General features: G+C 66.1%; 21 protein-coding genes. 10 read left to right on the forward strand and 11 right to left on the reverse strand.

Annotated features, from left to right (window positions below):
- Nucleotides 1–3: 3 nt before the first annotated feature.
- Nucleotides 4–405: a winged helix-turn-helix transcriptional regulator gene (locus tag M2319_RS13360; RefSeq protein ID WP_264601962.1), complete on the reverse strand. Its 402-nt coding sequence runs from the start codon at nucleotides 403–405 to the stop codon at nucleotides 4–6.
- 109 nt (nucleotides 406–514) lie between these two features.
- Between M2319_RS13360 and M2319_RS13365 the strand changes: the two genes are divergently transcribed.
- From M2319_RS13365 to M2319_RS13375, 3 genes are all read left to right on the forward strand, one after another.
- Entirely contained in the window at nucleotides 515–1,369 is an 855-nt protein-coding gene (locus tag M2319_RS13365; RefSeq protein WP_264601963.1) for an SDR family oxidoreductase, read from the forward strand.
- 129 nt (nucleotides 1,370–1,498) lie between these two features.
- A complete protein-coding gene (locus M2319_RS13370; RefSeq protein WP_319801784.1) occupies nucleotides 1,499–1,867 on the forward strand; it encodes a type II toxin-antitoxin system RelE/ParE family toxin in 369 nt (122 codons plus the stop codon).
- The gene (locus tag M2319_RS13375; protein WP_264601965.1) at nucleotides 1,867–2,208 is read left to right on the forward strand and encodes a helix-turn-helix domain-containing protein; all 342 of its coding nucleotides are present in this window, start codon (nucleotides 1,867–1,869) and stop codon (nucleotides 2,206–2,208) included. Before M2319_RS13370 ends, M2319_RS13375 begins: the two co-directional genes overlap by 1 nt.
- Before the next feature lie 19 nt (nucleotides 2,209–2,227).
- On the opposite strand, the gene M2319_RS13380 is transcribed toward M2319_RS13375, so the two are convergent.
- From M2319_RS13380 to M2319_RS13390, 3 genes are read right to left on the reverse strand one after another with little or no spacing between them, the layout of a single operon-like run.
- Nucleotides 2,228–3,640 (reverse strand): coiled-coil domain-containing protein, encoded by a 1,413-nt coding sequence (locus M2319_RS13380; RefSeq protein ID WP_264601966.1) that lies wholly within the window; start codon nucleotides 3,638–3,640, stop codon nucleotides 2,228–2,230.
- A gap of 13 nt (nucleotides 3,641–3,653) precedes the next feature.
- Entirely contained in the window at nucleotides 3,654–4,592 is a 939-nt protein-coding gene (locus tag M2319_RS13385; RefSeq protein WP_264601967.1) for a DUF6384 family protein, read from the reverse strand.
- A 54-nt stretch (nucleotides 4,593–4,646) separates the two neighbouring features.
- The gene (locus M2319_RS13390) at nucleotides 4,647–5,828 is read right to left on the reverse strand and encodes a cell surface protein (RefSeq protein ID WP_264601968.1); all 1,182 of its coding nucleotides are present in this window, start codon (nucleotides 5,826–5,828) and stop codon (nucleotides 4,647–4,649) included.
- A gap of 443 nt (nucleotides 5,829–6,271) precedes the next feature.
- On the opposite strand from M2319_RS13390, the gene recA reads away from it, so the two are divergent.
- The 3 genes from recA (at nucleotide 6,272) to M2319_RS13405 (ending at nucleotide 11,676) form a co-directional block, all read left to right on the forward strand.
- On the forward strand, nucleotides 6,272–7,351 hold the full coding sequence (gene recA, locus M2319_RS13395) for a recombinase RecA (protein WP_264601969.1): 1,080 nt from the start codon (nucleotides 6,272–6,274) through the stop codon (nucleotides 7,349–7,351).
- Between the two features lie 259 nt (nucleotides 7,352–7,610).
- Nucleotides 7,611–10,268, forward strand: coding sequence for an alanine--tRNA ligase (gene alaS, locus M2319_RS13400; RefSeq protein WP_264601970.1), 2,658 nt, complete (start codon nucleotides 7,611–7,613; stop codon nucleotides 10,266–10,268).
- Nucleotides 10,269–10,449: 181 nt separating this feature from the next.
- On the forward strand, nucleotides 10,450–11,676 hold the full coding sequence (locus tag M2319_RS13405) for a cyclic nucleotide-gated ion channel (protein ID WP_264601971.1): 1,227 nt from the start codon (nucleotides 10,450–10,452) through the stop codon (nucleotides 11,674–11,676).
- Between the two features lie 79 nt (nucleotides 11,677–11,755).
- Here M2319_RS13405 and M2319_RS13410 read toward each other — a convergent pair whose 3' ends face one another.
- Together M2319_RS13410 and M2319_RS13415 are read right to left on the reverse strand one after the other, a co-directional pair.
- Nucleotides 11,756–12,967, reverse strand: coding sequence for an NADP-dependent isocitrate dehydrogenase (locus M2319_RS13410; protein ID WP_264601972.1), 1,212 nt, complete (start codon nucleotides 12,965–12,967; stop codon nucleotides 11,756–11,758).
- A gap of 212 nt (nucleotides 12,968–13,179) precedes the next feature.
- Entirely contained in the window at nucleotides 13,180–13,749 is a 570-nt protein-coding gene (locus M2319_RS13415; protein ID WP_264601973.1) for an HdeD family acid-resistance protein, read from the reverse strand.
- Between the two features lie 268 nt (nucleotides 13,750–14,017).
- Between M2319_RS13415 and M2319_RS13420 the strand changes: the two genes are divergently transcribed.
- Both M2319_RS13420 and murI read left to right on the forward strand, forming a co-directional pair.
- On the forward strand, nucleotides 14,018–14,848 hold the full coding sequence (locus tag M2319_RS13420) for an RNA methyltransferase (protein WP_264601974.1): 831 nt from the start codon (nucleotides 14,018–14,020) through the stop codon (nucleotides 14,846–14,848).
- Nucleotides 14,845–15,645: a glutamate racemase gene (gene murI, locus M2319_RS13425; RefSeq protein WP_264601975.1), complete on the forward strand. Its 801-nt coding sequence runs from the start codon at nucleotides 14,845–14,847 to the stop codon at nucleotides 15,643–15,645. The genes M2319_RS13420 and murI overlap by 4 nt, the downstream gene beginning before the upstream one ends.
- On the opposite strand, the gene M2319_RS13430 is transcribed toward murI, so the two are convergent.
- On the reverse strand, nucleotides 15,585–17,492 hold the full coding sequence (locus M2319_RS13430) for an EAL domain-containing protein (protein WP_264601976.1): 1,908 nt from the start codon (nucleotides 17,490–17,492) through the stop codon (nucleotides 15,585–15,587). The genes murI and M2319_RS13430 overlap by 61 nt on opposite strands.
- A 422-nt stretch (nucleotides 17,493–17,914) precedes the next feature.
- On the opposite strand from M2319_RS13430, the gene rpsD reads away from it, so the two are divergent.
- Nucleotides 17,915–18,532, forward strand: a complete 618-nt coding sequence (gene rpsD, locus M2319_RS13435; protein WP_264601977.1) for a 30S ribosomal protein S4 — start codon at nucleotides 17,915–17,917, stop codon at nucleotides 18,530–18,532.
- A gap of 157 nt (nucleotides 18,533–18,689) precedes the next feature.
- Here the strand turns inward: rpsD and grxD are convergent, their stop codons facing one another.
- From grxD to purL, 4 genes are all read right to left on the reverse strand, one after another.
- On the reverse strand, nucleotides 18,690–19,031 hold the full coding sequence (gene grxD / locus M2319_RS13440) for a Grx4 family monothiol glutaredoxin (protein ID WP_264601978.1): 342 nt from the start codon (nucleotides 19,029–19,031) through the stop codon (nucleotides 18,690–18,692).
- Between the two features lie 115 nt (nucleotides 19,032–19,146).
- Entirely contained in the window at nucleotides 19,147–19,575 is a 429-nt protein-coding gene (locus M2319_RS13445) for a VOC family protein (protein ID WP_264601979.1), read from the reverse strand.
- A gap of 32 nt (nucleotides 19,576–19,607) precedes the next feature.
- On the reverse strand, nucleotides 19,608–19,841 hold the full coding sequence (locus tag M2319_RS13450) for a BolA family protein (RefSeq protein WP_264601980.1): 234 nt from the start codon (nucleotides 19,839–19,841) through the stop codon (nucleotides 19,608–19,610).
- Between the two features lie 44 nt (nucleotides 19,842–19,885).
- Nucleotides 19,886–22,084: a phosphoribosylformylglycinamidine synthase subunit PurL gene (gene purL, locus M2319_RS13455; protein ID WP_264601981.1), complete on the reverse strand. Its 2,199-nt coding sequence runs from the start codon at nucleotides 22,082–22,084 to the stop codon at nucleotides 19,886–19,888.
- A 218-nt stretch (nucleotides 22,085–22,302) separates the two neighbouring features.
- On the opposite strand from purL, the gene M2319_RS13460 reads away from it, so the two are divergent.
- Nucleotides 22,303–24,588, forward strand: coding sequence for a mechanosensitive ion channel family protein (locus M2319_RS13460; RefSeq protein WP_264601982.1), 2,286 nt, complete (start codon nucleotides 22,303–22,305; stop codon nucleotides 24,586–24,588).
- Nucleotides 24,589–24,599: the final 11 nt, after the last annotated feature.

Genomic DNA, 24,599 nt, shown 5'->3' on the forward strand with positions numbered 1-24,599 from the left:
TTTTTACGACACCGCCGCTCGGGCCTGCGCGGCCTGCAGGTCGCTCAGATTGTCCTCGATCCAGTCGACCAGCGTCTCAACGCGGATCGCCGCCTCGCGGCCGAGCGGGGTGAGGCTGTACTCCACTCGGGGCGGTACCACCGGATAGGCGGTGCGGTCGACGAGGCCGTCGGTCTCAAGGGCGCGAAGCGTCTGCGCCAGCATCTTCTCGCTGACGCCCGACACCTTGCGGCGCAGTTCCGCAAAGCGATGGGTTCCCCCCGACAGCGCGACCAGCACCAGGACGCCCCAGCGGCTGGTGATGTGCTGCAGGATCTGGCGCGAGGGGCAGGCCTCGCTGAAGACGTCGCCCCGGGCCAGCCTTTCGGCGATGCCCGAGGCCGGCGGATGCGTGCGGTCGATCATGGCGCTTTCCAGAAATTCATACTAACCTTTTTGTATGTACTTTCAAAAAGTTTGCAAGGGCATATCTTCGGGGTCCTGACAGACAAACAGACAACAAGGATCGTCCACCATGATCGTCGTTACCGGAGCCTCGGGCCAGCTCGGCCGCCTCGTCATTGCCGAACTGCTGAAGAAAGTCCCGCCGCAGGAGATCGTCGCCGCGGTGCGCACGCCCGAAAAAGTATCCGACCTTGCCCAAAAGGGCGTTGCCGTGCGCGTCGCCGACTATGACCGGCCGGACACCCTCGCGACCGCTTTTGCGGGCGCCGACAAGGTCCTCCTGATCTCGGGAAGCGAGGTCGGCAAGCGGGCGCCGCAGCACCGGGCCGTCATCGCGGCCGCCAAGGCGGGCGGCGTCGGCCTTCTCGCCTATACCAGCCTGTTGCATGCCGATACCTCGCCGCTCGGCCTCGGTGTCGAACACCGGGAGACGGAGGCGGCGCTGGCGGCTTCCGGCGTGCCGCATGTCATCCTCCGGAACGGCTGGTACACGGAGAACTATGCCGCCTCGATCCCGCCTGCGCTCGCCCACGGCGTCTTCCTCGGCGCGGCCGGGGAGGGACGGATCGCGTCGGCCGCCCGCGCCGACTACGCCGCTGCTGCTGCGGCCGTTCTGACGAGCGACGGACACGCCGGAAAGGTCTATGAGCTGGCCGGCGACGATTCCTACACGCTGGCCGAGTTCACCGCCGCCATCGCGCGCCTCTCCGGCAAGGAGGTTGCCTACAACAATCTGCCGGAGGCCGATTTCAAGGCGGCGCTCCTTGGTGCCGGCCTGCCGGAGCCGGTCGCCGGCCTGCTGGCGGATTCCGACGCCGGCGCCGCCAAGGGCGCACTGTTCGACGACTCCGGAACGCTTTCCGGCCTCATCGGACGCCCGACGACGCCCTATCAAGAGGTGATCAAGACGGCGCTTGCCGGATAACCGGGCTTTCCGCGGCGGGCGGCGCCGGCCTTTCGGCCGGCACCGGCCCTGCCGTGACTTCGGCCTCATCGGGCACAATCGATTGACAAGTTATGAGTATTTACTCATATTCCTTGGATGAGCGACCGCGTGCGACCGCTGAAGGAGCTTCGCTGGGTCGGGTCCAGCTATGACGATTTCATGGCTTTTCCGGCGCCGGTGCACGACAGCATGGGTTACGGCCTGCACCGCGTTCAGGAAGGCAAGGTTCCGCGCCATTCCAAAAGGCTGAAGGGTCAATTGGGAGGCGCCGTAGAGATCATCGCCGACCATGATGGCGATACCTTTCGCGCCATCTACACGGTCAAGTTCGCGGACGTCGTTTACGTGCTCCACGCGTTCAAGAAGAAATCGAAGAGCGGCATCGCCACACCGAAGGCTGACATCGACCTTATCAGGCGGAGGTTGCGCGTGGCGCAGGAGCACTACCGGGAACACCCGGCCGAGGAGAGCGATTGATGACTGCCGAGAACGTGAAGACCGGAAGCCGAAACGTCTTTGCCGACATGCGGTATGCCGATGCCGGTGCCCACCAGATCAAGGCGCGGATCGTCAGCGAGCTTGAGGACATCGTGGCGTCCCGAAAGCTGACACAGAGTGCAGCCGGCAAGGTCCTCGGGATCAGCCAGCCGGAGGTGTCGCGGATGTTCAACGGCCATTTCCGGGAATATTCGATCGAGCGTCTGATGGGGTTCCTGACGCTGTTCAATCGCGATGTGGAAATCGTCGTGCGACGGCATCCGTCAGATGACGAGCTAGGAACCGTGACCTTTAAGACCATGCCGGAAGCGACCGCCTAAGCGCGTCTTTCCGCACCACTCAAAAACTGCCGCCGGTGGAAAATCCGTCGCCACCGCCGCCGCCGCCGCCGAAGTCGCCTCCGCCTCCGCCGCCCCAGGGGCCGCCGCCGCCGGGGATGCCGGGGAAGCCGCCGCCGATCGGGCCGCGGCGCGGCAGGTTCCGGTGGCCGCGCTCGATGCGGCTCCAGTAGTCGCGCCCGCTCATGCCGCCGCGCAGGAACTCGCCGAGCACCGAGCCGATGATGGCGTCGTCCGCGAAGTTGGAGCCGTAGTCGTCGTAGCGCCGGCGCCGGAAGTCCTGGGCGACCTCGGTGAGTTCGTCGCGGCGCCGGGAAATGCGGCGCAGATCCTTGCGCGCGGTCTCGATGACCATGTCGCAGTCGTGCATGTCGTCGTAGGTTTTCTCGATCCGCTCAAGAATGCGTTCGTCTTCCGGCGAGGGGGTCCGCTTGGCCTCCTTCCAGAGTCGGCGGGTATCGTCGTCCTTGAGCGACTCGCCGAGGGCCGCGACCGCCGAATTGAAGGTCTCGTCCTCGCCGGAGGCGACCTGCTGCTCCTCGGCGCGCAGGCGGTCGAGCTCACCGTTCAACTCGCCGAAGCGCTTGTCGAAGGCGTGGATCTCGGTGCGCAGCTTGGCCATCTGGACGTCGAGCCCGGCGCCGCCGACGCGCTCAAGGGCTTCCTTTTCCAGCGCCTTCAGCTTGGCCAGTTCGCCTTGCGCCTTTTCCTTCATCTTGTCGACGTGTTCGCGAAGGCGCTTGGGGATCTCCGTCAGCATGGCGTAGTTCGGCCGGGCATCCTGATAGCGGACGATCCCGGCGACCCAGGCATCGAGCATGCGGGCGATGTTGCCGGCCTTGTAGCGCGAGGTGCCGTAGCCGCGCTCCCACAGATACATGAACAGGGGGTCGGCCTCGTAGGGTGCGCCCTTTTCCTTGCGGTCGGCCTCCGCCGTCTCGGCCTTCCGCTCGGCCTCGGCGATCACCTTGGCGGCGGCCTCCACGATCGCGTGCTGCTTCTGCCAGGCCTCGTTGCCGGCAAGCGCGTTTTCGGCCTCGGCCGATGCCGCGTCGAGCTTTTCGCCGGCAGCTTCGAGTGCCTTGGTCCGGTCGGTGCGGAGTTGGGTCAACTTTTCCAGGTCCGCCTCGACCTTTTCGCGCCGCGCCGTGATCTCCGCGACGATCTCCTTGCGCTCTGCCAGCAATTGCCGGGCGCGCTTGGCCGAGGTGTCGAGCCGGCCGCGCAGGGCCTTCCCGGCGTGATCGTCGAGGCGGAAGCGGGCGAGATCCTGATAGGCGTCGGTCTGCTCGGCCTGGACGGCAGCGAGCCGTTCCGTCGCCGCCTGCAGGCGGCCCTTGACGTCGTTTTCCTCGCGCCGGAGGTCGGCAAGGGCCTGCTCGATCGATGACAAGGCGTTGCGGCCGCTGATCATATTTCTGGTCCCGCTACCACTTGGTTATCCGCCCGTCCTCGACCGCGACCGACCAGCGCGGCTCCAGAAAGCCCCGCTGCTTCACGCCGATGCGCGCCTCGTCGACGATGCCGTCGCGCTGCTTGTCGCGGGCGACCCGGTCGTAGACCGATTTCGGCACGCGCACGCCCCATTGCTCGACGGTTGTCGTCTTGCCGTCTTCCTCGCTCTTGACCGGTAGCGGCACCACAGCGCCGTTGCGGTCGATGGCTTCGACGATGAGGTAGTAGTTGCGGGCCTGCCGGTTGACGTCGGGGACGCGAAAGGCACCGGACGGCGTTCCCGGCCGCGAGACGATCATCACGTCATAGGCCTGGCGAAGCTGCGCCTGCAGGGCATTCAGGTCGGCGACGGCCTTGCGCGCGGCGGCTGCATTCTCCGCCTTGGCCGCGGCGAGGCCGTCATTGGCGATGACGGTGGCGCGCTCCACGGCCGCCGGGTCCTTGGCATCGCGGGAGATGGCGGCGAGGGTCGTCTCGATCTGACGCGGAATGCCCGTCGTCAGTTCGGCCGTCAACTCCGCGGCGGCCTGCTGCTGGGGCCGTTCCAGGAGGAAATACCAGCCGGCGACAGCCAGCACGAGGACGACGACGATGCCGCCGATCCATTTGGCGAAGGTTCCACGGCGGATGTAGAGGAGGGCGAGGGTGCGCGAGAAGCCGGCATCGGGCGGGGCATAGACGAAGCGCTCCTCGGCGAGCGCGGCAACGCCCTCGGCAAGGATCGCGTCCGGCACCTCGATGCCCTGGTTGCGATAGATTTCCCGCAGGCGCTCGACGAGCTGGTCTTCGCGGAGGTCCGCGGCAAGCTCGCGCGTCACCAGCCGGTTGCGATGGCGCAGCGTGTCGACCACGTCCATCGCCATCATCAGTTCGTCGAGCGGCTGGTCTTTCTTCTGCGCCGTATCGGACATCACCTCCCCCGGTCGGTCTTGGCGGGGCACCCGGCGGTGCCCCTGCCGTTCCTCTTAGCTGCGCTCGGCGAGGACCTGGTTGCCCTCGGCGGCAAGGCGCGCCAGCCGGCGCTTGCCGTCTTCCACCGCATCGCGGATTTCCGCGGAGTTCTTGGTGGAGAGGTCGCGCATCTCGTTGATGATCTCGCGCGAGCGGGTCTGGAAGTTGACGACGGAATCGACCAGCTTCTTGACCGCATCGGCGCGGATCGTCGGGCCGTAGCCGGCCTTGATCGCCTCTTCCTGGACGATGTCGCCGATCTCCGCCAGCGTCTCCAGGCTCTTGGAGACGCCCTCCTTCATCTCGTTCAGCGTCTCTGTCGCCTCGTGCAGGCCGAAGAGGCCGGTGAACGAGGCCTTCAGCGCCGTCAGCACCGTCTCGTTGGTGGAAAAGAACGATACGGACTGCTGGTAGACCCGCTCCTTGGCGCTGGTCGTCTGCATCAGCCGGGCCATCACCACTTCCGACGTGTTGTAGCCGATGGTCAGATTGTCGGAGAGGTCTTTGGCGATCTGGTAGCGGCCTTCCTCGGACTGCATTTCGCGCAGGCGCTCGTCGCGGGCCATTTCCAGGCGGGCCTTCTCCGCCGGCTTGTCGCCGGCATAGTCGGCAACGAGGGTGGAGGCGTCGCTGAGCCGCTGCTTGGCGGCTTCAAGCCGCTTTTCGGCCGTCTCCAGCACTTCGAGCGCCAGCACCTCGGCCTGCTTCAGGGCGCCGCGGAAGTCGCGGTAGGAATCGAGGATGACCTTCTCGCGCTTGATCTGGTCCTTGGTGTCGCGGGCGACGTCCAGATAGATCTCCTGGACCTTGTCGAAGCGGCTGGCGATGTCGCCGCGGGCGATCTTCATCCAGATGTTCTGGGCGCGCTCGAAGATGTCGATCTTGCCGTCGTCGAGCTGGTCGACCATCGACTTGGCATCATCGCGGATCGAGTTGAAGCCCTCGGTGATCTCCTCGTAGCGCTGGCCGATATTCATCGCCGAGATCTGCTCGCGGACAACCTCGTTGAAGACGGACTGCTGGTTGAGCGTGCGGTTGATGATGACGATGCGGTCGGGGTCGAGTTCGGAAATCTGTTCCAGGAGCGCGGTGACCGGCGTCTCCTCCGGCACGTTGTCGGGGAACACCCCCATGTCCCGGAGCGCGGTGGTCGCGCGGTCGAGATATTGCATCGGCTTCAAGGCCACGTCGCTCATCGTCTATTTCCCTCCTGAAACGCCGGCGTTCCGCCCGTCCCGGTCGCGGCAGAACGATAGCCGGTCGCCTTCCCTCATACCAGCGGAATGCTCTCCGGAACGGGGCATAAGTGGGGAGGAGGCCTGGGGAGCGCAAGGCGAAAATGGCGGCCGATCCGGCGAGGAGGGCGGGTATTTCTCAGTGGCCGCTGCGTTGGGCGGTGCCGCGCGCTTTCAGAATCGACACTGGCGAGGGATGACGCGCGAACGGAGCCGATTCCGGCCACCGCGCCGCCGCGCTGGCGCCCGACCGGCCCCAGAAATCCTCGGGACATTTTTAGAACATTCGGCATTTTCAATAAATATAACAGTGATTTAAAAGGCTCTTTCCACGACGGAACAAAACATGTACAATCGTTCCGATTTGAACCGGCGCGCGGGCCGTGAAATAAGGGATCAGAGTTATGGGTCAGGCAGCACTTCGCCTCGTAGAGGGTAAATCCATGGACAAGTCCAAGGCGCTGGACGCGGCGCTGACGCAGATCGAGCGGGCCTTCGGCAAGGGCTCGATCATGAAGCTCGGCCAGGGCCAGGTGGTCGAGACCGAGACCGTCTCGACCGGTTCGCTCGGGCTCGACATCGCGCTCGGCATTGGCGGCCTGCCGAAGGGCCGGGTGATCGAGATCTACGGGCCGGAATCCTCCGGCAAGACGACGCTGGCGCTGCAGACCATTGCCGAGGCCCAGAAGACGGCCGGCATCTGCGCCTTCGTCGACGCGGAGCACGCGCTCGACCCGATCTATGCCCGCAAGCTCGGCGTCAATCTCGACGAACTCCTGATCTCCCAGCCCGATACCGGCGAACAGGCGCTGGAAATCGCCGACACGCTGGTGCGCTCCGGCGCCGTCGACGTGCTGGTCATCGACTCGGTCGCCGCGCTGACGCCGCGCGCCGAACTGGAAGGCGAGATGGGCGAGTCCCTGCCGGGCCTGCAGGCGCGGCTGATGAGCCAGGCGCTGCGGAAACTCACCGGCTCGATCTCCAAGTCGAACTGCATGGTCATCTTCATCAACCAGATCCGCATGAAGATCGGCGTCATGTTCGGCAATCCGGAGACGACGACCGGTGGCAACGCCCTGAAGTTCTATTCGTCCGTGCGCCTCGACATCCGCCGCATCGGCGCCATCAAGGACCGCGACGAGGTGGTCGGCAACCAGACCCGGGTCAAGGTGGTCAAGAACAAGATGGCGCCGCCGTTCCGCCAGGTCGAGTTCGACATCATGTATGGCGAGGGCATCTCCAAGATGGGCGAACTCCTCGACCTCGGCGTCAAGGCCGGCATCGTGGAGAAGTCCGGCGCCTGGTTCTCCTATGACAGCCAACGGCTCGGCCAGGGCCGGGAGAACGCCAAGCAGTTCCTGCGCGAGAACCCGGACATCGCGGGCACCATCGAGATGGCGATCCGCCAGAATGCCGGACTGATCGCCGACCAGATCCTGCAGGATGGTCCGGACGACGAGGACGACGTCGCGGTAGGAAGCTGACGTCCGTCGGGTCCTGGTCACGAGCCCCGTGACGGGCTCTCAAAGAACCCTATATGAGAGCCGGCGCGGCCCGATGGCGGCGCCGGCTTTTTCCGTCCTCGTGGCCATCAAACGGGTGCACCGCTTGCGGCATCGGTTCGTGCCCCGGTGCCAGGGCGCGCGGCGCGCGAGCTTGGTGGACAGCATGATACCGGCGCGCTAAACCTGCCGCAGAAATCCACCGGCCGCGCCGGGCCGACAGCAAGGGCATTGGACATCCATGAGTGGCGTCAACGAGATCCGGTCTTCCTTCCTCGACTTCTTTGCCAGGAACGGTCACGAGATCGTCTCCTCCGGCCCGCTCGTGCCGCGCAACGACCCGACGCTGATGTTCACCAATGCCGGCATGGTGCAGTTCAAGAACGTCTTCACCGGCCTTGAGACCCGGCCCTACGACCGGGCGGTAACCTCGCAGAAATGCGTGCGCGCCGGCGGCAAGCACAACGATCTCGACAATGTCGGCTATACCGCCCGGCACCACACCTTCTTCGAGATGCTCGGCAACTTCTCTTTCGGCGACTACTTCAAGGAGCGCGCCATCGAGCTTGCCTGGACGCTGGTCACCAAGGAATTCGGCCTGCCGGCGCACCGGCTGCTGGTCACCGTCTTTGCCGAGGACGACGACGCTTTTAACCTCTGGAAGAAGATCGCCGGCCTTTCCGACGACCGCATCATCCGCATCGCCACCTCGGACAATTTCTGGGCGATGGGCGAGACCGGCCCGTGTGGGCCGTGTTCGGAAATCTTCTACGACCATGGCGAGGACATTCCGGGCGGGCCTCCGGGCTCGCCGGACGAGGACGGCGACCGGTTCATCGAGATCTGGAACCTCGTGTTCATGCAGTTCGAGCAGGTGACGAAGGACGAGCGGGTGTCGCTGCCGCGCCCGTCCATCGACACCGGCATGGGCCTTGAGCGCATCGCCGCCGTGCTGCAGGGCGTCCACAACAACTACGACATCGACCTGTTCAAGGCGCTGATCGGTGCTTCTGAGGATGCGACCGGCGTTCCCGCGGCAGGCGAGCACCTCGCCAGCCACCGGGTCATCGCGGATCACCTGCGCGCCACGAGCTTCCTCATCGCCGACGGCGTGCTGCCGTCCAACGAAGGCCGCGGCTACGTGCTGCGCCGGATCATGCGCCGGGCCATGCGCCATGCCCACCTTCTCGGCGCGCGCGATCCGCTGCTCTACAAGCTGGTACCGACCCTGGTGCGCGAGATGGGCCGGGCCTTCCCGGAACTGACCCGCGCCGAGGCGCTCGTGACGGAAACCCTGAAGCTTGAGGAAACCCGGTTCCGGCGCACCCTGTCGCGCGGCCTCGGTCTCCTGGAAGAGGCGACGGCGGATATGGGCGAGGGCGCGACCCTTGACGGCGGTACGGCCTTCAAGCTTTACGACACCTTTGGCTTTCCGCTCGACCTGACCGAGGATGCCCTGCGCCCGCGCGGCATTGCCGTCGACACGGACGCCTTCAAGGAAGCGATGGCGCGGCAGAAGGCGGAAGCCCGCGCGGCCTGGGCCGGCTCCGGCGAGGCGGCGACGGAAACCGTCTGGTTCTCCTTGCGCGAGGATCTCGGCGCGACGGAATTCCTCGGCTATGATTCCATGAAGGCCGAGGGCGTCGTTGCCGCCCTCATTGCCGACGGCGCGCCGGTCGATGCCCTGGAGAAGGGCGCTGAAGGCGCGATCATCCTCAACCAGACGCCGTTCTATGCGGAATCCGGCGGCCAGGTCGGCGATATCGGCGTCCTTGTCGGCCCCGCCGGGCGCTTCAAGGTGACGGATGTCGCAAAGAAGGCCGACGGCCTCCACGTCCATATGGGCGTCGTGGAAGAGGGCAAGATAGAGAAGGGCGCGGCGGTCGAGGCCGTCGTCGATGCGGAGCGGCGCGCCGCGATCCGCTCCAACCATTCCGCCACCCACCTTCTCCATGCGGCGCTGCGGACCATTCTCGGAGACCACGTCACCCAGAAGGGCTCGCTGGTGGCGCCCGACCGGCTGCGCTTCGATTTCGCCCACCCCAAGCCCGTCAACGACGACGAGGCCGAGGCGATCGAGGAGATGGTCAACACCGTCGTCCTGCAGAACGCGCCGGTTTCCACCCGGCTGATGGCCGTCGACGAGGCGATCGAGTCCGGCGCGATGGCCCTCTTCGGCGAGAAATACGGCGACGAGGTCCGGGTCGTCACCATGGGCGACGGCCTGACCGATCCGGCCAAGCCCTATTCGGTGGAGCTTTGCGGCGGCACCCATGTCAGCCGCACAGGCGACATCGGCCTCTTCACGCTCGTCTCGGAAGGCGCGGTTGCCGCCGGCGTGCGCCGCATCGAGGCTCTGACCGGCGCGGCAGCCCGACGCTACCTGGAAGGCCACGACGCCGCGCTGCAGGACATCGCGGCGCTCCTGAAGGTGACGCCCAACCAGGCGCTGGAGCGCACCAAGAACCTCGTGGAAGAACGGCGCAAGCTCGAGAAGGAACTGGCCGAGGCCCGCAAGAAGCTCGCGCTCGGCGGCGGTGCGGCCAACACCGACCAGCCGATCCGCGATCTCGGCAAGGTCAAGCTCCTCGCCCGTGCCGTCAGCGGCATCAGCCCGAAGGACCTCAAGGGTCTGGTCGACGACGGCAAGAAGTCCGTCGGCTCCGGCGTCGTCGTCGTCGTCGGCGTCACCGACGAGGGCAAGGCGGGCATCGTCGTCGGTGTCACCGAGGACCTTGCCGGCGCCTACAACGCCGTCGACCTGGTGCGCATCGGCTCCCAGGAGCTCGGCGGCAAGGGCGGCGGCGGCCGGCCGGACATGGCCCAGGCCGGCGGTCCCGACGGCTCGCGCGCCGAGGCGGCGATCGAGGCGATCGAGGCGGCGCTCAGCGCCGCCTGACGACCGCACATCCGACAGCTTTCGACTTTTCGACCGGCGGTCCCGCGATGCGGGGCCGCCGGTTTTCGTTCGTCCGTGTGTTAGCGTGTTCTTATCGGAAAGCTGGTAGGAAGGCTGCGGGACACGCGGGCGTCTTCCCCCGAAGGCGGCCCGAGGGACGGGCGAGGGAGTGGCCGCAGGCATGGCCGGGCGGACGAAACAGCGGGTCTTTGAGATCCTTGAGGAAGGCGCCGCCGGCGACAGCGCCAGCCATTTCGTCGACCGCATGCTGGCGCTCCTCGTCATCCTCAATGTGGGCTCGGTGGTGCTGGAGACCGTGCCGGCCTATGGCGAGCGCTACGGCCAGGTGTTCCTCGTCATCGAGCTGGTCTCGCTCTTCGTCTTCACCGTGGAATATGTGCTGCGGCTGTGGACGGCCGACCAGCACGGCGCGCTGCGCCACCTGCCGTCCTGGCTCGCGCGGCTGCGCTACATGGCCTATCCGGCGGCCATCGTCGACCTTCTGGCGATCCTGCCGCTCTATGCGCTGCTGTTCTTCGAGACGACCGACCTGCGCGCTCTGCTCCTCTTCCGCCTCGTCCGGTTTCTGAAGCTTGCGCGGTTTTCGCCGGGCCTTGCCTCGCTCGGCAATGCGGTGATCTCCGAGCGCCGCGCCCTCGTCGGCAGCCTCATCATCATCATGGGCGTGGTGCTGACGTCCGCAACGGTCCTCTACATCGCCGAACGGACGATCCAGCCGGAGGCCTTCGGCTCGATCCCGGCGGCGATGTGGTGGGCGATCGCGACGCTGACCACGGTCGGCTATGGCGACGTCGTCCCGGTCACCGCCTTCGGCAAGGTCGTCGCCGGCATCGTCATGCTGACCGGCTATGCCATGTTCGCCCTGCCGATCGGCATCGTCGCCACGGCCTTTGCCCGGGAGATCCACCAACGCGACTTCGTCGTCACCTGGGGCATGGTCGCCCGCGTGCCGCTGTTCGCCTCCATGTCGGCGGCCGAGATCGCCGAGGTGATGAAGCTCCTGCGGGCGCAGCGGGTGGAAAAGGGCGCGATCATCTCGCGCGCCGGCGAGGACGCCCACTCCATGTATTTCATCGCCTCCGGCCGGGTCGGCGTGGAGCTGCCGGGCCGCACGTTCGAGCTCTCCGACGGCGCCTTCTTCGGCGAGATCGCGGTGCTGAAGCGCACCGCGCGCTCGGCCCGCATCACGGCGCTCTCCATCTGCAATCTCCTTGCGCTCGACGCCGCCGACCTGCACGTCCTCATGGACCGCAACCCGACCATCGGCGCGCATATCCGCAAGGTGGTGCGCGAGCGGATCGGCGAGGAGATCGTCACGCCCGGCGGCGACCTGACGGAAGAGGAGATCCGCGCTGCGCGAACGACGGCTGGCGATCCGGACGATTGATCGAAGGGTGTGGGGCAAAAGAAAAGGCGCGCAGGGTCTCCGCGCGCCTTGTCCTTGATTGCCCTTGAGCCGCCTGGCGTCAGGCCATCGCCTTCTGCAGGTTCTCGTCGATCTTGTCGAGGAAGGCGGTGGTGGAGAGCCACTGCTGGTCCGGGCCGACGAGGAGGGCGAGGTCCTTGGTCATGGCGCCGGCTTCCACCGTCTCCACGCAGACCCTCTCCAGCGTTTCGGCGAAGTTTTTCAGCGCCGTGTTGTCGTCGAGCTTGGCCCGGTGGGCAAGGCCGCGGGTCCAGGCGAAGATCGAGGCGATGGAGTTGGTCGAGGTCGCCTTGCCCTGCTCGTGCAGGCGGAAATGGCGGGTGACGGTGCCGTGGGCGGCTTCGGCCTCGACCGTCTTGCCGTCCGGCGTCATCAGCACGGAGGTCATCAGGCCGAGCGAGCCGAAGCCCTGGGCCACCGTGTCGGACTGCACGTCGCCGTCGTAGTTCTTGCAGGCCCAGACATATCCGCCGGACCACTTCAGGGAGGCGGCGACCATGTCGTCGATCAGCCGGTGCTCGTACCAGATCTCCGCTTCCTTGTACTTGTCGGCGAACTCGGCCTCGTAGACCTCCTGGAAGAGGTCCTTGAAGCGGCCGTCATAGGCCTTGAGGATGGTGTTCTTGGTCGAGAGGTAACAGGGCACCTTGCGCATCAGGGCGTAGTTGAGCGACGCCCGGGCGAAGTCGCGGATCGACTCGTCGAGATTGTACATCGCCATGGCAACGCCGGCGCCGGGCGCGTCGAACACCTCGTGCTCGATGGTCTTGCCGTCCTCGCCGACGAACTTGATCGTCAGCTTGCCCTTGCCGGGGAAGCGGAAGTCGGTGGCGCGGTACTGGTCGCCATAGGCGTGACGGCCGACGATGATCGGCTGGGTCCAGCCCGGCACCAGCCGCGGCACGTTCTTGATGATGATCGGCTCGCGGAAGATGACGCCGCCGAGGATGTTGCGGATGGTGCCGTTCGGTGAGCGGTACATGCGCTTCAGGCCGAATTCGGCAACGCGCCCCTCGTCCGGGGTGATGGTCGCGCATTTGACGCCGACGCCGTATTCCTTGATGGCGTTGGCGGCATCGACGGTGATCTGGTCGTCGGTGGCGTCGCGCGCCTCGATGCCGAGGTCGTAGTATTTCAGGTCGATGTCCAGATAGGGGTGGATCAGCTTTTCCTTGATGAACTGCCAGATGATGCGGGTCATCTCGTCGCCGTCGAGTTCGACGACCGGATTATCGACCTTGATCTTCGCCATTTTCGCTTGGACCTCGTGGTTGCGGGTGGCTGCACGGCACGGTGCCGGCAAAGGGGGGACTGTGCGACTTTTCCGCGCCCCTATAGCAAAGCGGGGGCCAATGGCAAAGATGGGCGATGGGACTAGAGGCGATATTCAATACGCCGCATGTGACGGGCGGCCGGTGCGACGGAGAATTTTCTCCGCCGCGCCGGGGCATGGCGGGGCGCCCGTCAGATGGCGGGTTCGACGTTTTTCGCGGCCAAGGCGATGGCGACATAACTCCAGCCGTTGAAGGCAATGGCGACGCCCGCAAGGATGCCCAGCACATAGACGGCGGACGCCGGGAAGCCGGTGAAGATCATCAGCGCGACGAGGATGGAGACGGCGCCGGCGCCGACGATCCACAGCCAGCCCTTGTTGCGGCGCAGGTTGAGGCCGAGCAGCAACTGGAAGATCCCTTGCATCAGGAACACCGCGGCGACGACGAGGGTCAGCGCCAGGGTGCCGATGAGCGGGTGGATGTAGATGGCGATGCCGCCGAGGATGGCGGCGATGGCCACCAGCAAGTGCCAGATGAAGGCGCTTGAAGACTGTACCCGGAACGCCTGGATGGCCTGGGCCGCGCCGCCGACGATGAGGGCGATGGCGAGCACCAGGGTGACGGCGATGGAGGAGGCGAGCGGTGCGGCGACGGCAAAGACGCCGACGATGATGAGGACGATGCCGAGAATCAGGAACCAGACCCAGTTGTCGTGCAGGGTCTCGGTGATCTCGGTCGAACTGGGGACGTGATCGGTCATGACGTTTCCCTCTTCTTGCGGGGGGCGCCGTTCCCGTCCCGCGGGAGGCGCGCGCGAAATTCGTTACGGTGGTTACCATAACGGGATGGCGGCGCTGTTGTTCCCGCAATGGGGGAGGTGCGTCCATTGGCGTCGGCAATGGTTCAAAACCGCGGCGAATTCCTCTAAAGAGCCGCAAAAGGCCGGCAGCGTTCCGCCGACCGTTCTTATCCCCCGCGTCGCGCCGCCCCGCCGAGGACAGGCGCCGACCCTTGCCCGAGACCCTTTCATGTCGACATCAGATGTGCCTTCAGGCGGCCGTCCCCCCGCCGTCATCCTCGTGGAAACCCAACTCGGCGAGAACATCGGCGCCGCGGCCCGGGCGATGGCCAATTTCGGGCTTTCCGAAATGCGCCTCGTCAATCCGCGCGACGGCTGGCCGAACGAGCGGGCGCGGGCGGCGGCGAGCCGGGCCGACCACATCATCGACACCGTGAAGCTTTTCGACACGCCCGAAGAGGCCGTCGCCGACCTTGCCGTCGTCTATGCAACGACGGCGCGGTCGCGGGAGATGACCAAGCCGGTGGCCGGGCCGGACGAGGCGGCCGCACGGATGGCCGGGCTGATGGGGCAGGGCGTTGCCACGGGCCTGATGTTCGGGCGCGAGCGCTGGGGCCTCACCAACGACGAGGTGGCGCTGGCGGACGCCATCCTGACGCTGCCGGTCGATCCGACGTTCTCGTCGCTGAACGTCGCCCAGGCGGTGCTGGTGACGGCCTATGAATGGCGCAAGGCGGCGCTGGGCGGTGCACTTCCCTTCGACGACGGCGCCGATTTGCCCGCCTCCAAGGACGATCTCATGCGGCTGATGGACCATCTGGAAACGGCGCTCGATTCGGTCAACTACTTCCGGCCGGCCGACAAGCGGCCGGTGATGGTGCGCAACCTGCGCGGCATCCTGCAGAAGGCGAGCCTGACCGAACAGGAAGTGCGGACCCTTCGCGGCGTCATCGCGGCGCTGGAGGTCGGACCGCTGACGCCGGAGGAGATCGCCGCGCGCCGGCGCGCCCGCAAGGGCGTCGTCGCGCCGCCCGCCGATGACGCGGAGTCCGGGTCGTGACGCGGCGGGTTCTGGTCTTCGATTCCGGATTCGGCGGCTTTTCCGTCGTCCGCGAGATCGTCGCGCAGGTACTGGGCGTGGAGATTGTCTACATCGCCGACGATGCGGCGTTTCCCTTCGGCGACTGGGAGGAAGAGGCGCTCCGGACCCATATCGTCGACCTGCTGGGCGATTTCATCGCGCGCCACCGGCCGGATGCGGTGGTGATCGCCTGCAATACGGCCTCCACCCTGGTGCTCGCCGATCTTCGGGTGCGGCACGCGATTCCCTTCGTCGGTACGGTCCCGGCGATCAAGATGGCGGCGGAGCGCACGAAGACGGGCCTCTTCAGCGTGCTGGCGACGCCGGTGACCGTGCGCCGCGACTACACCTTCGACCTCATTGCCGAGTTCGCGCCGGCGGCAAAGGTGACGCTGGTCGGCGCTTCGCATCTGGCGGCTCTTGCCGAGGACCGGCTGTCAGGCCGGCCGGTCGACATGGCGCGGCTGAAGGCCGAGATCGCGCCGTGCTTTGCCGAGCGTGAGGGTGCACGAACCGACATCGTCGTCCTTGCCTGCACCCACTATCCGTTCCTTGCCGACCTGATGGCGGAGGTGGCGCCCTGGCCGGTGACGTTCCTCAATCCGGCCGGTGCGATAGCCCGGCAGGTCGGCGTGGTGCTCGGCGCGAGCGAGGACAAAGGCGCCGTTGAGCCCGCCGCCCGGCCGATTGCGGAGATCGTCTTTACCTCCGGGCGTCAGGCGCCGGCGGACATTACCGGCATCGTGGACAGGGCATTCGCCATGTCGACGCGGTGAACGAGGACGGCCCCGTCCTGCCGTTCGAGCCGGGAGACGGCAAGGCCGACCGAGGAGGCCTTCGCCTCGCGCTTTAAGAGCGTCGTCTCGTGGGCGACCCTTTCCGGGCCGTCGACGCCGGTGCCGGCTTCCAGATGCAGCACGGCAACGCTGCAGTCCAGCAGCGGAAAGCAGGCCTCGTTGCCCTGGCGGTCGCGGCCGCGGATGTGGCCGCGGCTGCGGTCCTCGGGGCAGTAGAGGCTTTCCACGTCGCGCCGGAACGTCGCCTTCAGTGTGGCGATCTCGGTGATCGTTTCGGCAAAGCCGGAGCCGATGTGGCCGACGAAGAAGTCGTCGCCGCCGATATGGCCGAGGAAGACGCCGCGGCGGCCGAGATGCTTTCGCATCAGGTCGGCGAACATCATGATCGCCCGGTCGCCGATGTGGAAGCCGTAGTGGTCGTTGAACGGCTTGAAGTTGTCGAAGTCGATGTAGCAGATGCTGCGCGGCTCGGCGACGTGGGTGCTGATATGGGCGATGAAGGTGTTGATGGAACCGTTGCCCGGCAGGCGCGACAGCGGGTTCTGGTCCTGGGCCTGGCGCAGGCGCTTTTCGTTGATCATCTTCAGGAGCGCGGTGTTGGTGAGGAACCCCACATAGCGGCTGCCGTCGACGATGGTGACGCCCATGGAGTTGAGGACACCGGCGAAGATGTCAAGGATCTGTTCCGGATCGGCGTTGATGTCGGCGATCGGGCTCTTGGAGACGAACTGGCGGAGATTGATGTCGAGGCCGGCATTGTTGAGCAGCGAAAAGCCGAAGCGGGAATAGGTGTAGTTCTTCAGGCTGTTCTCGTGGATGATGCCGAGCGGCTCGCCGTTCTTGTTGATGACCGGGAAATAGTCGAACTCCCGGTACATGCGGAACCGCGACAGCACGGTCTCCAAGGGCGTTTCGACCTCGATCGGCGGAATGCGCAGGATCTCGCCGCGCACGAGGAGATTGCGGTCCGTATCGCTTTCGGCGCGCTGGTCGGAGAGGAACGCATAGAACGGGCGGGCGCGCTGCGGGTCCGTGAACGGCCGTGCGACCAGGAAGCCTTGCAGGAAATCGCAGCTGATGTCGCGGCAGACGGCGAGTTCGCCCTTGGTCTCCACGCCCTCGGCGACGACGCGCGCGCCCATGACGTGGGCAAGATGGGTGATGGTGGAGACGAACAGGCGCTTGCGGTGGCTGATGTCGACGCCCTGGACGAAGAACCTGTCGATCTTCACGAAGTCCGGCTCGTATTCGTACATCAGGTGGTAGCCGGAGAAATCGCGGCCGAAATCGTCGACGGCGATGCGCACGCCGCGCGAGCGGACCCTCTGTATGAAGGCCTTGAAGGCCGGGCGCATGTAGCCCTTGTGGCTTTCGGCGATCTCGAAGCACAGGCACGAGGGTTCGATGCCGCGCGCGCGGGCCATGTCGAGGAGGGCGCCGCGCGGGTCCTCGGCGCCGGTGATGTCGCGACCGTCGAGATTGATGAAGAGGTTGTGATCGACGCCGGCCGGGAGCTGGATGAACTTGTCGAGCAGCTTTTCGAACAGCGCCGTCTCGAAGGCGGCGAGGAAGTCGTGCTCATAGGCGAAGTTGAAGAGTTCGGCGATGGTCTCGAAGGCGAGCCTGTCGTGGTTCCGAAGGAGGCCTTCATAGGCGTAGACGACACCGGAATTGATGTCGACGATCGGGTGGACGGCGTAGTCGACGATGGAAAGGATCGTCTCCAGCCTGAGGTTCTCCAGGCGGGCGAGCCGTTCGGCCTCGCTCGGTTCGACAAAGCTCTTTTCCGCAACGTCCGTGGTCCAGCCGAGGCGCAATTGTGCCATTTTCCCCCATCCCCGATCCCGGCCGCTCCGGGATCGCCGTCGGTCAATAAGCCCTTGTAAAAATTCCGGATATGCTTCTTGGTTTTATACAGTGTCTATCAGGGCGGCGGTTTCGAATTGGTTGCCCCAATATGAACATTCAATGACAGTTGGGCTTGGCGGAAGGGCCGGCGAGCACCGGGCGGGGGCACGGGCGGCGCGTTTCTCCCGCATGGTGCGGTTTGACAGGCGTTCGCCGTTCCTGTAATCAACGCCTCGCCGAGCGGGTCCGTCAGGGCCCGTTCAGCTTTTTCACGCACCCGTGGAACCTTTGCCGCTTCGGCGGCTTCGGGCGAGCGCATCGCCGGGTTCCTGTCGGCCCTGGGTCCCCAGGGCAGAGGAGGGCGCGTATCCTGACCCGAAACGTTATTCAAGGATCCGCGATGTCCAAGCGCCATTCCGCCAAGTACAAGATCGACCGCCGCCTTGGCGAGAACATCTGGGGCCGTCCGAAGAGCCCCGTCAACCGCCGCGAATACGGGCCCGGCCAGCACGGCCAGCGCCGCCGCGGCAAGCTCTCCGACTTCGGCGTGCAGCTGCGCGCCAAGCAGAAGCTGAAGGGCTATTACGGCAACATCTCCGAGAAGCAGTTCCGCCGCATCTACGACGAGGCGACCCGGCTGAAGGGCGACACCTCGGAGAACCTGATCGGCCTTCTGGAGAGCCGGCTCGACGCCATCGTCTACCGCGCCAAGTTCGTGCCGACGGTGTTCGCCGCCCGCCAGTTCATCAACCACGGCCACATCAAGGTCAACGGTCGCAAGGTCAACATTTCGAGCTACCGCTGCAAGCCGGGCGACACCATCGAGGTGCGCGAGCGCTCCAAGCAGATGATCCTGGTGCTGGAAGCCATGCAGCTCGCCGAGCGCGACGTGCCGGACTACATCGACGCCGACCACAACAAGGTCACGGCGACGTTCGTCAGCATCCCGCAGCTCGCCGACGTGCCCTACCAGGCGATGATGGAACCGAACCTCGTCATCGAGTTCTATTCGCGCTAAGCGCCGAATATATTTGCGAATTCAGAAACGGGCCGCGGCTATTGCCGCGGCCCGTTTTGTTTCGTGATCGGTCTGATATCAAAAAAGCCACGCGCGGCCGCACGTGGCTTTTTCGTTTGTTCGATCTTGCCTCGGCCGGGGTCCGGCCGCTTCGGCGTCAGGAGGCCTGGGTCTCGCGGACGTTGAGGCCCTTGTCCTTCATGTGGGCCTGCAGTTCGCCGGCCTGGAACATTTCGCGGACGATGTCGCAGCCGCCGACGAATTCGCCCTTCACGTAGAGTTGCGGGATCGTCGGCCAGTTGGAATATTCCTTGATGCCGTTGCGGAGCTCGTCGGAGTCCAGCACGTTGATGCCCTTGTACTCGGCGCCAAGATATTCGAGGATCTGCACGACCTGGCCGGAAAACCCGCATTGCGGGAAGGTCGGGGTGCCCTTCATGAACAGGACGACATCGTTGCTGTCGACCTCGTGCTTGATCCAGTCCGAAATGCCACTCATTCGATTTCTCCTCGTTGTCGCGGGTCAAGGCCGCGAAGCGTGGGTGTTGGAATTCTTTAGGGTGTAACTGACCCGATGCTAGACACATAGGGCGCGGCAGGCAAATTACAGCCGGTCACCCTGTGTGACTTTCGATTTTCGCCTTTTCGGCATCCCAGAACATGGCCTCGATCTTGTGGCCGTCTGGGTCGCGGACGAAGCAGGCGTAGTAGGCGGGCGAATATTGCGGGCGCCAGCCGGGCATTCCGTCGTCCGTGCCGCCGGCGGCGAGCGCGGCCGCATGGAAGGCGTCGACCTCGTCCGTGGAGCCGGTCAGGAACGCGATGTGGGTGCCGTTGCCAACGCCGGCCGGCTGGCCGTCGATCGGACGCTGGATCCAGAACTCCGGATAGGCCTTGCCATAGGCAACGCCGATCTCCGGCACGTCCATCTTCTTCACCGCGCCGATGGTCGGCATCACTTGGTCGTAAAAGGCGATGGAGCGGGCAAGGTCGGTGACGCCGAGGGAGACGTGCGAGAGGATGCTCGGAATGTCGCTCGCCATCGGCTACCCCATTTGCCCGGATAGATCACCGCTCAATCGGGCGCACTCGTCTGCAGGGCAAGGGCATGGAGCTGGCCGCCCATATTGCCCTTCAGCGCCTCGTAGACCATCTGGTGCTGCTGGACGCGGGTCTTGCCGCGGAACGCCTCGGATACGACGACGGCGGCGAAGTGATCGCCGTCTCCGGCGAGATCGCGAATCTCGATCCGGGCGTCGGGAAAGGCTTCCCGTATCATGTCTTCGATCGCCCCCGCATCCATTGCCATGACTGTCACTCTCCTTCTGGCGCCGTTTTATGTCGCGAGTCGTGCTACTCGCCGGCCATATATTCCGGAAACCAATTCTCGTGGCGTTCCTTCAGTTTTGCAATGGAAATGGCGGCACCGTCGCCAAGATCGATGTCGCTGCCGCCAACGGTGCCGAGTTCGGCGACGGGAATTCCGGCCGCTTCGGCATCGCGCGTAAGGGCCATGGCGTCGGCTGCCTTGCAGGTGACGACGTAGCGCGCCTGGTCCTCGGCAAAGAGGGCGACATGGGCCGGGCCCGGCACGCTGACCGAGCAGCCGAGGCCGCCGGCCATGGCCATTTCGATGAGTGCGATGGCAAGGCCGCCGTCGGAGATGTCGTGGCAGGCGGTCAGCCGGCCGGCGCGAATCGCGGTGCGCACGAAGTCGCCGTTACGCTTCTCCACGGCCAGATCGACCGGCGGCGGGGCGCCTTCCTCGCGGCCGTGGACGTCGCGCAGGAACACCGACTGGCCGAGATGGGTGCCGTGGCCGCCGACGAGGAGGATCGCGTCGTCCTCGTCCTTGAAGGCGAGCGTCGCCATCTTGTTGACGTCGGGAAGGAGGCCGACGCCACCGATCGCCGGGGTCGGCAGGATCGCCTTGCCCTGCGTCTCGTTGTAGAGCGAGACGTTGCCGGAGACGACGGGGAAGGCAAGAGCGTTGCAGGCTTCGCCGATGCCCTTGATGCAGCCGACGAGCTGGCCCATCGTCTCGGGCCGCTCCGGATTGCCGAAATTGAGGTTGTCGGTGACGGCGAGCGGCTCGCCGCCGACGGCGGTGATGTTGCGCCAGGCCTCCGCCACCGCCTGCTTGCCGCCCTCGAACGGGTCGGCCTCGCAGTAGCGCGGGGTGACGTCGACGGTCATGGCGAGGCCCTTGTCGGTGCCTGCGAGCTTGATCACGCCGGCATCGCCGCCGGGCTTCTGCACCGTGCCGCCGAGGATCAGATGGTCGTACTGCTCCCAGACCCAGCGGCGCGAGGACAGGTTCGGCGAGCCGATGAGGTCGAGAAGGGTGCCGGCAAGGTCGTCCGGTGCCGGCACGCTCGATGGGTCGAGCGGTGCGGGCTTTGCCGTTTCCACCCACGGCCGGTCATATTCCGGGGCCTCGTCGCCCAGTTCCTTGATCGGCAGGTCGGCCATGACGTCGCCCTGGTGCCGGACGACGAAGCGCAGGCTGTCGGTGGTCGATCCGACGACGGCGAAGTCGAGGCCCCATTTGACGAAGATCGCCTCGGCCTCCTCCCGCATGTCCGGGCGCAGCACCATCAGCATGCGCTCCTGGCTTTCCGAGAGCATCATCTCGTAGGCCGACATGCGCTCCTCGCGGCAGGGCACCGCGTCGAGGTCAAGGTCGATGCCGAGATCGCCCTTGGCGCCCATTTCCACCGCCGAGCAGGTGAGCCCGGCCGCGCCCATGTCCTGGATGGCGATGACGGCGCCGGATGCCATCAGCTCCAGGCAGGCTTCCAGGAGGAGCTTTTCGGCGAACGGGTCGCCGACCTGCACGGTCGGGCGCTTCTCGTCGGAGTTCTCGTCGAATTCGGCCGAGGCCATGGAAGCGCCGTGGATGCCGTCGCGGCCGGTCTTGGAGCCGAGATAGACGACCGGCATGCCGACGCCGGAGGCCTTGGAATAGAAGATTTTGTCGGCATCCGCGATGCCGACGGCCATGGCGTTGACGAGGTTGTTGCCGTTGTAGCGCGGGTGGAACTCGACCTCGCCGCCGACGTTGGGGACGCCAAAGGAGTTGCCGTAGCCGCCGATGCCGGCAACGACGCCGGAGATCAGGTGCCGCGTCTTGGCGTTCTCGGGCGAGCCGAAGCGGATGGCGTCGAGGGTTGCGACCGGGCGCGCGCCCATGGTGAAGACGTCGCGCAAAATGCCGCCGACGCCGGTGGTCGCGCCCTGGTAGGGCTCGATGTAGCTCGGGTGGTTGTGGCTCTCCATCTTGAAGACCACCGCCTGACCGTCGCCGATATCGACGATGCCGGCGTTCTCGCCCGGGCCGCAGATGACGCGCTCGCCCGTCGTCGGCAGGGTGCGCAGCCATTTCTTGGAGCTCTTGTAGGAGCAGTGCTCGTTCCACATCGCGGAAAAGATGCCGAGCTCGGTGATCGTTGGCTCGCGGCCGATGAGGTCGAGGATGCGCTGGTACTCGTCCGGCTTCAGGCCGTGCTCGGCGATCAGTTCGGGCGTAATGGCGGGTTCGTTGGGAATCATGGCCGTCGTCGATTGGAGGGAGAAGGACCCCTGTCGTTTACCACCGTTGCGACCTCAAGCGCCACAGGGCCGGCGGTCGCCCGGCGGCTTTTTTAAGGTGTCTGCGCGCCGCAGGGGGGTGGCCGGCCGGGCCGGGACAGCGCGGGGCGGTGTTCGATGCTATAAACTCTTCGGAATCACGACACCGGTTGCTGCGGGAAGCGGGGGGAGTCCGTCAGATGTCGTCATTTCAGCGTTCTGGACAGCGCCATAGGTCGCGGACTGCGCGCCTTACCGGCGCGTTTGGTGTCCTCATCATCTGCCTTTTCGCCGCCCTGCCGGCGCTTGCCGCGGACGGCTCTTCCGATCTCGCCAAGGCTCTGGCGCCGGTCTTGGAAAAGGCGCGTCAGAGCGGCGCCACCGTCATCGTCGTGGAACCGAGCACCGCGAGCGCGGCGGAGGCCGCCGCGCGGCCCGAGCGCGCGGGGCCGGCCGCCCAGTTCGAGGCGGCGCGGCGGGAAATGCAGCGCATCGTCACCGAGACGGGCGGCCTTTCCGCCAGCATTGCGCGGACCATCGAGCGGGCCGGCTCGACAGAGACGAGGCGCTGGCTCCCCCATGCCCTCATCGTCGCGGCGATCGCGATTGCCGTCGGCGAGCTGTTGCGACGGCTGCTCGACCACTGGGGCCGGCGGCAGTTCCTGCGCCATTTCGCGGAGGCGCCGCGCAGCCGGTCCGAACGGGTCGGCTATCTGCTCGCCCGTGCCGTCTGGATGGCGGTGGCCGTGGCGTTCTTTTTCGGCGTCGCCATCGTCGTCGCCTCCTTTGCCTCGGGCGCCGACGAGGCGACGCGGGTGACGGCAGAGACCGCGGTGCTCGGCGCGACCATCGTCCTGGTCGCCCATGTCGTCCTCTACAACCTCATCGTCCCCGACCGGCGGGCCTACCGGACGCCGCGGCTGCCGGAAGCGGCGGCGCGCCGGCTCTACCGCGACGCCATGATCGCCACGGTGCTTGTCGTCGCGGTCGTCGCGTTCGGGCGCTGGGTGGCGGTGCTCGGTATCGACGAGGAGGCGCTGAAGCTCGTCGTCATCGCAACGACACTCGCCTCGGCGATCGTCCTTTGCGTCCTTGCCGTCCTTCATCGGCGCACGGTCGCCGCGGCGCTCTATCCGCCGGCGGCAGAGGGCGGCCGTGCCACGCTCGTCTCCGTCGTCGCCCGGCACTGGTACCTGATCGCCATCGTCTATATCGCGGTCGCTTGGCTTGCCCGGTCGGTGCGGGTGCTGCTCGACCTTCCCTCGGCGGACGGCCTGGTGGCGGCGCCGATCTATGCCGCGGTCGGGGCCGTCGCGCTCTATGCGGTATTCCTCCTCGTCATCGACCGCTTCCTGCCGGAGCGGCCGGAGGCGGCGGCCGCGACCGGCGAGGGGGCTGACAGCGAGGACGCGGATGCCGAGGCGGCGGCCGTCCCCGACCTTCGCGCCGGCTTCAAGGGCCTGATCGAGCACGGCGCGATGATCCTCGTCGTCATCGGCGCATTCGCCTTCGTCGCCGAGGTCTGGGAGCTGGACTTCGTCGACGACAGCGGCTGGGGCAACCGGCTGGTGGAGCTCTCCATCGCCGTCTTCGTCGCCTATCTGGTCTACCGGGCCGCGGCGATCTGGATCGACCACGAGATTGCCAAGGAAGAGCCTGGCGCGGCGGCCGTAGCCGGAGAGATCGGCGGCCATGGCGGCTCGCGGCTGGCGACGTTGCTGCCGCTGTTTCGCAATTTCCTCCTGATCTCCATCGTCGTCATTGCGGCGATGATCGTCTTGTCGGAACTCGGCGTCGATATCGGCCCGCTCTTTGCCGGCGCCGGCGTCGTCGGCCTTGCCGTCGGCTTCGGGGCGCAGACGCTGGTCCGGGACATCTTCTCCGGCGCCTTCTTCCTGATCGACGATGCGTTCCGCAAGGGTGAGTACATCGATATCGGTTCGGTGAAGGGGATCGTGGAAAAGATCTCGATCCGCTCGTTCCAGCTCCGCCACCACAACGGCCCGCTCAACACCGTGCCGTTCGGCGAGATCAAGCAGCTCACCAACTATTCCAGGGACTGGGTGCTGATGAAGCTGCCGCTCCGGGTGACCTACGACACGGATGTGGAAAAGGTCCGCAAGCTGATCAAGCAGCTCGGCGAGGAGCTTCTGGAAGACCCGGACATCGGCCACTTCTTCCTGCAGCCGCTGAAGTCCCAGGGTGTCAACGTCATGGAGGACTCGGCGATGATCATCCGGGTCAAGTTCATGACCAAGCCGGGCGACCAGTTCCTCGTCAAGCGCAAGGTCTATGCGCGCATTCGCGAGGTCTTCGAGGAAAACGGCATCAAGTTCGCCCACCGGGAGGTGACGGTGCGGCTGGCCGACGACCGCGACGAGGACGCCCACCCGCTCAGCCTTGCCGAGAAGGAAGCCGTCGCAGGCGCCGTCCTGCCGGCGATCGAGGAGGCCGGCAAGCAGAAAAAGCCTGCCGACGACCGCTGAGCGCAGAGATG

It is taken from the genome of Rhodobium gokarnense (assembly GCF_025961475.1).
In the GTDB taxonomy this organism is placed as follows: domain Bacteria; phylum Pseudomonadota; class Alphaproteobacteria; order Rhizobiales; family Rhodobiaceae; genus Rhodobium; species Rhodobium gokarnense.